Here is a 12,699-nt window from a genome sequence, read left to right on the forward strand (position 1 = left end):
GTGTTATATATATTTTGTATATTAAGTAATATTTTTGTAAAAATCATATTAAATAGATGAATGGCATTTTTGTCATGACCAGTTACCCTATGTTGCAAGATTAACCAGTCATATTCCACAAAGCTATCAATTAATAATATTTACCTAACAACTAATCATTATTTATTTAAAAAATACTTGTTATTTCATCATTTCTCTACAGCCATAAACAACTAGCGCGTAAACGCTTATAATGGAATGTCATAGTAATTAACATTTGAATAGAATAGTCGTAGCATTATGACGGTTTGGCAGGTGCGTTGATTTGATGCATTTGTCGATATGAGTAATACTATTTTTATAATCTAGCAGTATGTCATCGCACAAAACAATGGAATGCTTGGACGTAGCAAGGATGTCATAAGTAAACCAATCTCTCATCATGCATTTTTCAATGAAGCCCTGCCATTAGGTAGGTATGACTGATATAAAAGGATTAACAAGAATGAATTATTATAAGGATGCTGATAGCACCGAAACTCAGGAATGGCTGGCAGCCTTTGAGTCTGTGGTTAAACACGCAGACAAGGACCGTGCTCAGTTCCTCCTAAAAGCCTTATACAATATGGCAGTTCAAGAAGGGTTGCCGTTCAACAGACTAGACACTGCGTACGTCAATAGTATCGCTGTTGAAGATGAGCCGATGTACCCAGGCGACCTAGGCATGGAGCGTAAGATACGCGCTTTGATTCGTTATAATGCACTTGCTATGGTCATGCGCGCCAATAAAAACGACGATGATCTAGGTGGTCACTTAGCGACATTTGCCTCTAGTGCGACACTTTATGAAACGGGTTTTAACCATTTCTTCCGCGCCGCTAGCGATCACTTCGGTGGCGACATGATCTATTATCAAGGTCACTCAGCACCAGGTATCTATGCACGCTCTTATCTAGAAGGTCGTTTGACCGAAGATCAGCTTGATAACTTCCGCCGTGAAGTAGGCGGCAAAGGCCTATCAAGCTATCCGCATCCATATCTAATGCCGGATTACTGGCAGTTCCCAACGGTATCAATGGGACTGGGCCCAATCATGTCTATCTATCACGCCCATGTACATCGCTATATGGAAAATCGTGGATTGCTAGAAAAAGAAGGTCGTAAGATTTGGACATTCTTAGGTGATGGTGAAACGGATGAGCCAGAAAGCTTGGGTGCTATTTCTCTGGCAGGTCGTGAGAAGCTGGACAACCTAATATGGGTAGTCAACTGTAACTTGCAGCGTCTTGATGGTCCAGTCCGTGGTAACGGTAAAATCATTCAGGAGCTAGAGTCAGTATTTCGCGGCGCAGGCTGGCGAGTCATCAAAGTCATTTGGGGTGGCAACTGGGATTCATTACTTGGTAAAGATCATACGGGTGTGCTTAAACAACGTATGGAAGAAGTGGTGGATGGCGAGTATCAGCTATATGAAGCGCGTACGCCTGAATTTACTCGCAAAGAGTTCTTTGGTAAATATCCAGAGCTAGAAGAGATGGCAGATGCGTTGTCTGACGAAGAAATCTCACGTCTAAACCGTGGCGGCCATGATCCAGTTAAAGTTTATGCTGCATTTAGTGAAGCTATGAAAACCAAAGGCCAACCAACGGTTATTTTGGTTAAGACCGTTAAAGGTTATGGCTTGTCTGCCCAAACACAAGCAGTCAACAAATCGCATCAGGTCAAAAAGCTTGATCAAGAAGCGTTGATGTATTTCCGTGATCGTTTTGATTTGCCATTTACTGATGAGCAGTTAGAGACTCTACCATTTTATCGCCCTGAAGAAGGTTCGGCGGAGATGAAGTATCTCAAAGGTCGTCGCGAGTCGTTAGGTGGTCATCTACCAAACCGCCGTAGTGGTCATATTCCACTGAATATCCCTGAACTATCAATGTTTGATCGGGTGTTAAAAGGCAGCAATGGTAAAGAGCAATCGACGACGATGGTATTTGTACGATTGCTATCTGCGATGCTCAAAAACAAAGACATCCAAGATCGCGTCGTACCAATCGTACCTGACGAAGCACGTACTTTCGGTCTAGAAGGTATGTTCCGTCAATTGGGTATTTATTCGGCTGTTGGTCAAAAATATACGCCAGAAGACAGTGAAGCGCTGATGGGCTATAAAGAAGCTATCGATGGTCACATGTTAGAAGAAGGTATCAACGAAGCAGGCGCAATGAGTACTTGGATTGCATTGGCAACCAGTTATTCTGTGAACGCGCTACCGATGATTCCGATGTATATCTATTACTCTATGTTTGGTTTCCAACGTGTGGGAGATTTGGCTTGGGCAGCAGGCGATTGTCAAGCACAGGGCTTCTTATTGGGTGCAACGGCTGGTCGTACAACGCTTAATGGCGAAGGCTTGCAGCATCAAGATGGTCATTCTCAAATCTTGTTCAATGTCGTGCCAAACTGTGTTAGCTATGATCCTTGCTTTGGTTATGAGCTAGCTGTGGTCATGCATGACGGTCTACGCCGTATGTATGGTGAAGGCGAGCGCGTTTACTATTACTTGACGTTGATGAACGAAAACTACGAGCAACCTGCTATGCCAGAAGGTGCCGAAGAAGGTATCAAACGTGGTATGTACTTGCTTGAAGACAATGGTTCAACACAAGTGCAACTACTAGGTTCTGGTGTTATCTTACGCGAAGTACAGAAGGCATCACAAATACTAAAAGACGAGTTCAATATTACGTCCAACGTTTGGAGCGTAACCAGCTTTAATGAGCTGACTCGAGATGGTATGGTTTGTGATGATTACAACCGTCTACATCCAATGGACGAAGAGAAAGTGCCTTGGGTTACTGAGCAATTAGCACCGCACGAAGGTATTGTGGTTGCAGCGACAGATTATATGCGTAACTACTCAGAGCAAATCCGTGCTTGGTTGCCAGACAACCGTCCTTACACGACTCTAGGTACCGATGGTTATGGCCGTTCTGATACGCGCGAAAACCTACGTAGTTTCTTTAACGTTGATGCGGCGCATATCGTTGTGGCAACGCTTAAACGTCTAGCCGATGAAGGCGAAGTTGAGATGCGTTTGGTTAAAGACGCGATTTCAAGCTTAGGTATCGATGTGGATCATCCACCTGCATGGCAGCAGCAGTCTTACTATGATCAGTCTCCAGATGCACCAGCACCAGGTAACGTAAATCCAAATCCTGTACCTGAGTTTATCGCTGAAGACGATGATGAAATCAGTAATGAAGGCCGTGCTGAAGATCAAGCAGATGCAAATGTACTTGATGATAAAGATGTCAAATAATAATAACCATAAGACGAGGAAATAAATCATGGACATTAAAGCCCCCGATTTAGGTGTGGATAGCGCCGAAGTCAGCGAGATTATGGTAGAAGTTGGCGATGTCATCGCAAAAGATGACAACATCGTATTATTAGAATCTGACAAAGCATCGGTTGAAGTACCAAGCTCTGCTGCTGGTAAAGTGACTAAGATTAGCGTTGCTATCGGTGATCAAGTCAGCGAAGGTATGGTGCTGATTGAGCTTGAAAGCGCAGATGATAGCGCAGAAAGCAACGATGACAATACTGCCGAAGATCAAGATGCGAACAGCACAGACGATGTTAAACCAGAATCAAAACCTGAACCTGCTGCAACTGAATCAAAGCAATCAGAGTCTGCTGCCAAGCCAGCCGCTAATGCTGGTAAAGCAACCACTCATGCATTACCTGACTTAGGTGTTGATGAGGCACAAGTTTCTGAAATCATGGTTAGCGTTGGTGATACTGTTAGCGCTGAGCAGTCCATTTTGCTAATCGAATCAGATAAAGCATCGGTTGAAGTACCAGCGCCAGTTGCCGGCAAGATTGAGAAAATCTTGGTTGAAGCAGGTGATATGGTTGCTAATGGTCAGGACTTTATCGTCATCATGGCAAGTGGTGCAGATGATGCTACTGATAGTGAATATGAAGCTCCTAAGCTACAAGAGTCAGCACCAGCTAAAACAGAAGATAAATCAGCTGCTAAAACTACTGGTGAGCCAAAACAAGCTGCCAAAACGACTAATACTAATACAGCTGCTAGCAAAACAGAGGGTAAATTAACTGAAGCACAAGTCAATGAAAAATTGGTTGATGTGTATGCAGGTCCTGCTGTTCGCAAGCTAGCGCGTCAGTTAGGTGTGGATATCACACAAGTGAATGGTTCAGCTCTAAATGATCGCATTCTAAAAGAAGACTTGTTTGCACATGTTAAAAATAGTCTAACCAAGCAAAAAGCGGCACCTGTGAGCAGTAATCCTGTTAGCTCAGGTCTACCGAAGCTGCCTGACATGAGTAATGCTGAGATCTGGGGTGAAACAGAAACACAAGACCTCAGCCGCTTGCAGAAAGTCTCGATACCACAGCTCAACTACAATACTTTGCTACCGCAAGTAACGCAGTTCGATCTGTCTGATATCACTGAGACTGAAAAATTACGTGGTGAGTTAAAAGGTGGCATGAAAGCTGAAGGTGTTGGCTTTACTATCTTGGCATTTGTGGTTAAAGCAACTGCTTACGCGTTGACCCAGCATCCACGATTCAATAGTCATTTGAGCGATGACAACACTCAGGTTATATTGCGTAAAAGTGTCAATATGGGTATTGCTGTGGCAACAGATGATGGTCTTATCGTACCGGTTATCAAAAACGTACAAGATAAAGGTCTAAAGCAAATCGCAATTGAGATTGGCGAGCTTGCTGTAAAAGCTCGTGATAAGAAGCTCAGCACTAAAGATTTGCAAGGGGCTAGCTTTACCATATCGAGCCAAGGTAACTTGGGTGGTACGGCATTTACGCCATTAGTTAACTGGCCACAAGTTGGTATTTTAGGTGTCTCTGAAGCAAGTATGCAGCCACGTTGGAATGCTAAAAAACAAAGCTTTGAGCCACGTTTGATGCTGCCACTGTCTTTGTCTTATGACCACCGTGTGATCAATGGCGCAGATGCTGCTGTATTCACTCGTTATATCGCAACGCTATTAGCAGACCCACGTCGTATCTTGATCTAAAGCTAACTAGCAATACAAAAAGACTGCCCACGGGTGGTCTTTTTTATGGAGATTATTTGTTATTATAGGATCCTAGCCGTTTTTGCAAATAATTGCTTAGTAGCTAGAGTAACTAGTAATAGCCATCATTAATGGGCACAAAAAAGCCAGCCTGGTAGCTGGCTTTTATTACACATAATATTTTGACTAATTTAGAACTGTTTAACGAATGCTACGCCATATACCCAAGGACTAATGTCAATTTCGCCAAGGTTTGTACCATCTAAAGTAGCGTCCGTTTTGATGTCCATATAACGAGCATCGATACGGAAAGCTTCGGTAGGAGCAAAAGGAATATCAAGACCAACATGACCAGCCACACCAACGCTATCATCAAGGTCTAAGTCACCACCAGTAGAAATTCTTTCTTTGAAAAAGGTTGTGTAATTCACACCAACGCCAATGAAAGGCTTGATATTCATTGGCATACTGTCATTATCGAAGTGATACTGTACAGAAAGAGTAGGTGGTAAATGCTGTGTTTTACCTTTCAAAGCTGGTGTACCATCAGCATTATTTAGATCAAAATCATGATGGAATGGAAGCGCCGCTAGCAGTTCAACACCAACGTTGTTAGCGATAAAGTACTCACCACTGATAGTTGGACGAATGTCGTCGTCAACTTCTACAGCTAAAGTGCCGTTAGCTAATTGACCATTATCACTTTTTGGATCAACCATGTGCGCGCCAGCAGCAACAGACCAAGTACCAGCAGGGACTGCAAAAGCAGTTGTCATTGTAAGTGCAGCAGCAGTAGCTAAAACTAGGGATTGTAGTTTCATCATTTCATTCCTTAACGTAATAAAAAATTATCAGCAGTTTGCTAATGAGGGATGGCATTAGCTACTGATACATAATGTCATGATTAAAGTTTAATCTGTAACATTTAATCTCTATTATAATACGAAAATCATTATTGTTGGTAAGGTTTTAAATATAAATTAGCAATGTTTCTGCAATAAATTACATTTACGTGTAATTCAATTGTCTACAGTCTATAATTAAACACAACAAAAGCTGCTTTTTAAGTAAGTGTCATTGACGTAAGTCGGTATCTCTTATTTACGATTCAACAAGAGGTGCAATATATTATGCTTGGCTATTGCAGTAACTCCCCTCTACGCTGTACGAATGCGCGTACGATGAAAATACTGAATCAGGTAGACTCTTGTTGTCCTGAATGTCACTTGTTTTTGATACCTGCGCAGGATATTAGTCAGAAGCTTCGCGCTGACGAACAGTTCTTGAGGTTCTCTATCCTACTAATTGTGTTTATACTGCTTGTATCAGTCTATATTTATTATCTGCATTTTGTATAGCCGATAGTCATGGCTGATAATGGACAGGTCAGTACCAAATGAAGCGTTTCTGATAAAAATCACGGATGATTGCTGCAAATATCTCCTATGTTCTGTGATGAAAGTTTGGTTTTTATTGTTTGACCGTTGTTTTATTCTACTAATATCAAATCGGTATACCACTATATAGGGCTGGCATGTTATTCCAATCTATACGGCGCTTGCGTCATTTTGTTTATGATATTTTACAAAATGAAGAACATGACACGTTATTTAGCCGTTACGTCGATTACTTTCTCATATTTTTGATCATGACTAACGTAGCCGCTGTGATAGCGGAGTCTGTCGATCAATGGTATTACCCTTATCAAGATTACTTCACCTTATTTGAAAACTTTTCTATCGTTGTTTTTTCTGTTGAGTACTTATTGCGTTTGTGGAGTGTCGCTGAAACCAAGCCTGACAATACGACGTGGAAACAGCGTTGGAATTGGATTAGAAGCCCATCAGCGTTGATTGATTTAGTAGCGATCGTGCCAGCATTTTTGAATTTCTTTGTCAATATTGACTTGCGTTTCTTACGCATTTTACGCTTGTTTCGAATCCTAAAACTGACTCGTTATTTTGCTTCCATGCGTATTTTGCTAGTCGTAATCAGCAAGGAGCGAGGCTCATTTCAGGCTGTTATCTTTATTCTTATCATTATGATTGTGACCGCCTCTAGCGGTATTTATCTAGTGGAGAATCACGCACAGCCAGACGAGTTTGAGTCCATACCTAAAGCGATGTGGTGGGCTGTAGTGACACTGACAACAGTAGGCTATGGAGATGTCACGCCAATTACTAATGCGGGAAAAATATTGGGTGCTGTCATTACGATATTGGGCGTTGGTCTCGCAGCCCTACCGGCTGGTATTCTAGCGACGGGATTGGCGAATGAGTTGGCCCAGCGCCGTGAAGAGCTTGAACAGCATTTTCGTGAGCAGCTCATTGATAGCGACTTTGATCTGGTACAGAATCAGATGATGATTGATAAAATTCGTCGAGAGCTAGGTTTAGATAAAGAGCAGGCACAAAATATCGTCCTACAAGTACTTCGAGAGCAAGAGCTTGAACGGCGTGAAAAAGAAGTTGAAACGCGCCAAAAGAACTTCTGTCCGCATTGCGGTGAAGTTTTATAGGCAAGTGTGAAATGATTTATAACAGATATGTTTTTAGCAATTAATTACAGCTAATGATTTGCCCATAAAAAGAGGTCTTGTGTTTACATAGCACAAGACCTCTTTTATATGCGATTACTAGTTGCTCTTATATTCCCTGAGGAATAGGCAATGCACGCGCTAACTCATGAGCCACTTCTTGTGCTGCATCTGCTAGACCTTCTGCAGTAAGTGGTAAGTTTTGCAATGTTAAATGCCAATCATCAACAGATCGACGCAAATGCGCTACCCATAACGTCGTGCAGTCGCGTGGAAGCTGCTTAAGGTTGACTTCAAAACAACGGTTTCCTTCATCGTCACTCAGATGAATTTCGCCTTTTTTCACCCTAGAAAACGAATGGCCATGGTATGAGTTGGCAATTAAACCAATATGAGTAATATGAGCGGGAATTTTTTCGAGCTCCAATCTGATTTGTTCTTGATCAAGCGGGGCAAGATACATGGCTTGTTCACCGCGATCCTTACCATTTAAGCTGTCACCTTGATGCTTGACCGACTCAGCTTTATCTCGTAATTGCTTAAACCAAACGATGTCACTGATGACGCAATTATCATCGTACAACACGCAAGCTAAATCAATATCCATCGCGCTTTGATTTTTCTTAAAGCGCTTAAACATGCCTTTTGGCTCAATTTTGGTAAATTCATAATTGAGCGCAAAGAACAAAGTCCCTGCGTCTAGTCCCAGTCCTCGTAAACTATCTGACAACAGTGGTGATGGGGCAGTGGTCGACATAACTTTCCTTTTTTATTCTTAGTTTTTAACCGTTATCTAGATTTAGTGACTGCTTACTTAAGGCGTGCGGATATTAGCCTATCTTAGATCAGTGATATCATTCACTGGTTGCTGTCGAAGACTTATCTAATACCGCTTGATAGAGCAGCTCAGGCTTAGCATCTAACAACCCACTACCAAATCCGCGTAGCCACCAGACCAGCTGTGAGGTTAAATTAACAGTGGCCTTTACAGTAAGGGTGTTATCCTCATTTAGCGTCACGGTTTGATCGTCATTAAGCTTACTTTCGGTCAGACTCTTACCAGCTTGCCTAGTGAACCTAAGCTCAACAGCAGTATTTTTGCCACGCTCATCCAATTCGCCAAACAGTGGGTGACTAAAGCCCATGCTGCCTTCATCCAAATACGTATCGAGTTGAAAGTTCTCTGGTGTTTTTGCAGCAGTTTCGAGAATCTCAACACTATCAAAACGATGTAAGGCAAAGGTGCGAATGGTGGCTTCTGGATCGTCGGTACGAGTTGCCAGTAGATAAATAATCACGCCGCGCTGGATAATTGCGATTGGATTTAGGATGTATTCGCTGGCTTGTAATTTGTTGCTACGAGTATAGCAAGCATGAATCTGCAGTTGATAAAATAGCGCGTGGTAAATATTGTCTTTACTGTCCAAATCTATATCTGGTGCGATAAGCGGCTGAGTGGCAGGCTCGATACGCACTCTGTCTATCCAAGAGTGGGTCACTTTGCTGTTTTTGAGCTGTCGCCGTGCTAAGTCAAACCAAGGAAATAATTCATCTAAGATAACAGGTGGCAGCAACTGGGTCAGATTGGCCTCGACCATATTAAAAGCAACCGCTTGTGATAAGTTCATATGCGGCAAACTTTGTAATGGAGCGTCTTCTTTCCAGCGCCAACCTTGAGGATTGGCATTGTTTTTTTCGATAGGGAAGCGTTTGGCAAGGGCGTTCAAATCGCGTTGGACAGTACGTAGGCTGATATCGAAGCCTGCCATCATCAGCTGCTCATAAATATGCGTGGTGCCTACCCAGCGATTGCGCTGTAGTTGTGATAGTACCTGCCATTGCCGAGCAGTCGTTGCCGCACCATGTCGATTGTCACTGATATTGGCAGCATTGGCCTCTTTTGAGGTGCCAGTGTCTACAGCTGCAAGCGCACCTGCCTGCTCACTAGGATTGGACTGAGCTTGGATGTTATCAGCATCAGTAGGATGTACAGTCATTAAGAGATACCCTTTATGAAGTTACAAGTCGGTTTCTGGCACGATATTGCTCGATCAGGAACCGTTAATCATCGCAGAAAAGCAGCGTAGCGTCTAGCGACGTTCATGCATGCGTATGTTTATTTGATGGTTGCTATTCGATGATAGCTGCTCGATCTAGCTGTAGATACAACGATAAATCTAGTCGAACAGCAATGTGCGTGCGTATCGGCAGTACCGTTCAAATTTTAATTGCCATCCTCATCGACAGCTGTTGTCTCGCTATCGTTTAGGGTGTCATCAATAGGCTTAGCATCGCTTTGCTTGTTACTTTCCTCGCTACCTTTCTTATCACTTCTCTCACCTTTTCGCTTTTCTTTTATTCTCTTATCTTCTTTCTTTTGACGTTTTTCTTTACGCTTTTTCTTCGCTTTCTTTTTGGACTTTTCATCATCGATGTCGTCCGTGCTTTCTTGGTTTTCATCCCATAGCATCAGACGACTTAATACTTTGCCAAATAAAGTATCTTTACGATAACGGCCTTTTTTATTCATGGTGTCGATGGGCAAACCAGTCATCAGCGTCAGGGCCTCACTTAGAGTATAGACGCCATAAATATGAAATTTGCCTCTATTTACTGCATCGATAATGTCGTCACGTAGCATCAGTTGTTTGACATTAGCCATTGGAATGACGACGCCTTGATCGCCTGTTAGCTCTTGCTCGCGGCAAGCGTCGAAGAAACCTGCGATTTTAGCATTGATGCCACCAACTGCCTGTACTTCGCCTAGCTGGTTCATTGATCCAGTAATCGCGAGAGACTGATTGATAGGGACGTTTGCTAACGCGGATAGCAATGCACAGCCTTCGCTAACGGTAGCACTATCGCCATCGATTTGTGCGTAGCTTTGCTCGAATGCCAGTGAGGCACTAAAGTTAAGCGCATGATGTTGACTAAATAACGCTCGCAAATAGCTGGTCATAATCAGCATGCCTTTGGCGTGTAAACTACCACCCAAGTCTACATCACGCTCAATATCAAGAATTTCACCTGTGCCAATATTGGGCTGAATGACCGCAGTAAGCCGTGCTGGCATGCCAAACTCACTATCAGCATAACTGACCACAGTAAGCGCATTAACTTGTCCGATAGCATTGCCTTGCGTCTGGATCAGCTGTTGGCCGTTTTTCAGCTCATCCCAGTACAGATCGCGCAAATATCCTGAACGCTCATCCATATCATCGATTGCTTGAGTGACATGATCTGCCGTTACCATATCATCGCTATTTAAACGCGCGTGACGGTTTGATTCATGCAATAGTTTAATCAATAAGTCACTGTGTAGGCTCAAACGGTCTTGCTCTTCGGCTTGCAAGCTTAAATGCTCAAGTAGCGTGGCCTGCGCACTACTATCAAACGGGTAAAGGTTGGCGTAGTCAATGATATCAGCCATTTTTGCGACCAGTGCCAATTCATGCTCAGTAGTACGAGGCACATCATCATGAAAGTCAGCTCGGACTTTGAATACCGCATCAAATTCAGGCTCAAGCTCTAGCAGCTCATAATATAAATCTGCTTCACCTAATAAGATAACTTTGATATCTAAATCAATAGGCGCTGGTGAGAGAGACAAGCTACCGGTTAGCGTCAGCATTTGCTCTAGACTAGACAGTTTGATTTTTCGTGATTGTAATGCGCGCTTTAAGCCCTGCCATGCATAAGGATGTTCAAGTACGTGGCTGGCTTCTAACAATAAATAGCCACCATTGGCGCGGTGTAGCGCACCTGCACGAATCATACTCACGTCAGTGGTTACTGTGCCTAATTGGGTGATTTGCTCGACATGCCCCAATAAATTGAGATGGGTTGGCAAATCTTCAAAAACCACAGGTGCGCCACTGTCAGGTGTATGACTGACAATAACATTGACCGCATAACGACTGGGCGTCGTAGCCAACACTGCTGTCACAAACTCCTCATCATCGCCATTGACGATACGCTCTACGTGAGTGACCATGTCATCAAATACAGCTTTGAGATATGCTACGACAAGTGGATGAGTCGCAAACTGCTCATAAATAGGAGTAAATAATGGCTGTAAAGCACGTTGGGCAATACTACGATGTAGCGACTCTATCTCATCATTGGCTTCGTCTTCTAATTGCTCTAAAGCGATGGTCAATTGACTCAGACGCTTTTGCATATGGTTTTTTTGTACAAAGTTATTCAGCTCAGCTTCATACTCATTATTGCCATATGTAGAATCTTGGTTTTCCTTACGCTCATTATTTTCATCGCTCAAAATGTTAACTTTTTCGCTATCATCGAGCTTTTCTGAATTTTTTTGCTTGTTAGGTTTTTCTACCTGTTTGTTATCACCGCTGTTGCTTTCTGTAGGCAGTTGACTAGGATGAACAAATACGGCTTTATTATCAAACGAGCGAAACGTCAATGCTAGGTCATATTGCTTGCCTTCAGCATTAAGCGCGTCATAGGCATGACTTTCTTTTTGATGAGTACTGTTTTTGATGGCTTCAATTTTGCTCTGGTATTGATCGCTACGAAAGCGTTGGCTTAAACGCTTTTTTGCTTGCTGCCATAAGTTATTAACTTGCTGCTGTAATAGCGAGGCTTGACCAGCTGGTAGACGCAGCGCCAATGGTGTGCGTGGATCGGTAAAGTTATGCACATATACCCAATCATCAGGCGTCGGTGCGTCGGCGGCAATACGTGTTAACAGACGACTAATCACAGTACGTTTGCCCAAACCGTTTTCACCAGCGGCAAACACATGGTAGCCACTGGCTTTAATATCCAGCGCTGTATGCAATGCTTTAAGCGCGCGTTGTTGACCGAAGCCCACATCTAAGTCGGGCGCAGTGCGCGTGTCTGTAGGCAATTCATCAGGGTCGCTATAGCGTTTTAATTGCTCAGCGGAAATGCGACAATTTTGCTGAACTTCTATGAAGATAGGGTTTGGGGTATCAGGTGCTGTTTGCTTAGTATTTTTTGAGTCAGTAGTAGGTACTACCATATTGTTAGCGTCTTTTGATACTTGCGATATAGGGGTGTAGGGTTGTTCTGTCATAGGCGTTTGAAAAATCATCTTAAAAAGTATTAAAGGAATATGAGAAGTGATTGGTT

At 42.9% G+C, this 12,699-nt stretch carries 7 protein-coding genes; 3 read left to right on the forward strand and 4 right to left on the reverse strand.

Annotation, left to right across the window (positions count from 1 at the left end; genetic code table 11):
• Positions 1 to 484 precede the first annotated feature (484 nt).
• Together aceE and CXF69_RS02990 are read left to right on the forward strand one after the other, a co-directional pair.
• The gene (gene aceE / locus CXF69_RS02985; protein ID WP_102078560.1) at positions 485 to 3,295 is read left to right on the forward strand and encodes a pyruvate dehydrogenase (acetyl-transferring), homodimeric type; all 2,811 of its coding nucleotides are present in this window, start codon (positions 485 to 487) and stop codon (positions 3,293 to 3,295) included.
• Between the two features lie 28 nt (positions 3,296 to 3,323).
• Positions 3,324 to 5,042 (forward strand): 2-oxo acid dehydrogenase subunit E2, encoded by a 1,719-nt coding sequence (locus tag CXF69_RS02990; RefSeq protein ID WP_102078561.1) that lies wholly within the window; start codon positions 3,324 to 3,326, stop codon positions 5,040 to 5,042.
• A 191-nt stretch (positions 5,043 to 5,233) separates the two neighbouring features.
• On the opposite strand, the gene CXF69_RS02995 is transcribed toward CXF69_RS02990, so the two are convergent.
• Positions 5,234 to 5,863, reverse strand: coding sequence for an OmpW/AlkL family protein (locus CXF69_RS02995; protein WP_102078562.1), 630 nt, complete (start codon positions 5,861 to 5,863; stop codon positions 5,234 to 5,236).
• Between the two features lie 713 nt (positions 5,864 to 6,576).
• Here CXF69_RS02995 and CXF69_RS03000 point away from each other — a divergent pair.
• Complete coding sequence (locus CXF69_RS03000; RefSeq protein ID WP_102078563.1) at positions 6,577 to 7,560, forward strand: ion transporter; 984 nt, start codon at positions 6,577 to 6,579, stop codon at positions 7,558 to 7,560.
• Between the two features lie 127 nt (positions 7,561 to 7,687).
• Here CXF69_RS03000 and CXF69_RS03005 read toward each other — a convergent pair whose 3' ends face one another.
• The 3 genes from CXF69_RS03005 to CXF69_RS03015 all read right to left on the reverse strand — a co-directional run bounded on the left by CXF69_RS03005 (position 7,688) and on the right by CXF69_RS03015 (position 12,643).
• Positions 7,688 to 8,335 (reverse strand): TerD family protein, encoded by a 648-nt coding sequence (locus CXF69_RS03005; protein WP_057759423.1) that lies wholly within the window; start codon positions 8,333 to 8,335, stop codon positions 7,688 to 7,690.
• Positions 8,336 to 8,432: 97 nt separating this feature from the next.
• Positions 8,433 to 9,575, reverse strand: coding sequence for a helix-turn-helix transcriptional regulator (locus tag CXF69_RS03010; protein WP_102078564.1), 1,143 nt, complete (start codon positions 9,573 to 9,575; stop codon positions 8,433 to 8,435).
• A 227-nt stretch (positions 9,576 to 9,802) separates the two neighbouring features.
• Entirely contained in the window at positions 9,803 to 12,643 is a 2,841-nt protein-coding gene (locus CXF69_RS03015) for an ATP-binding protein (RefSeq protein ID WP_102078565.1), read from the reverse strand.
• Positions 12,644 to 12,699 lie beyond the last annotated feature (56 nt).

This window comes from Psychrobacter sp. Choline-02u-9, assembly GCF_002836505.1.
GTDB lineage: Bacteria > Pseudomonadota > Gammaproteobacteria > Pseudomonadales > Moraxellaceae > Psychrobacter.

Coding starts and splice junctions, on each gene's coding strand:
- aceE (WP_102078560.1), top strand. CDS start 485: ATGAATTATTATAAGGATGCTGATAGCACCGAAACTCAGGAATGGCTG.
- CXF69_RS02990 (WP_102078561.1), top strand. CDS start 3,324: ATGGACATTAAAGCCCCCGATTTAGGTGTGGATAGCGCCGAAGTCAGC.
- CXF69_RS02995 (WP_102078562.1), bottom strand. CDS start 5,863: ATGAAACTACAATCCCTAGTTTTAGCTACTGCTGCTGCACTTACAATG.
- CXF69_RS03000 (WP_102078563.1), top strand. CDS start 6,577: ATGTTATTCCAATCTATACGGCGCTTGCGTCATTTTGTTTATGATATT.
- CXF69_RS03005 (WP_057759423.1), bottom strand. CDS start 8,335: ATGTCGACCACTGCCCCATCACCACTGTTGTCAGATAGTTTACGAGGA.
- CXF69_RS03010 (WP_102078564.1), bottom strand. CDS start 9,575: ATGACTGTACATCCTACTGATGCTGATAACATCCAAGCTCAGTCCAAT.
- CXF69_RS03015 (WP_102078565.1), bottom strand. CDS start 12,643: ATGACAGAACAACCCTACACCCCTATATCGCAAGTATCAAAAGACGCT.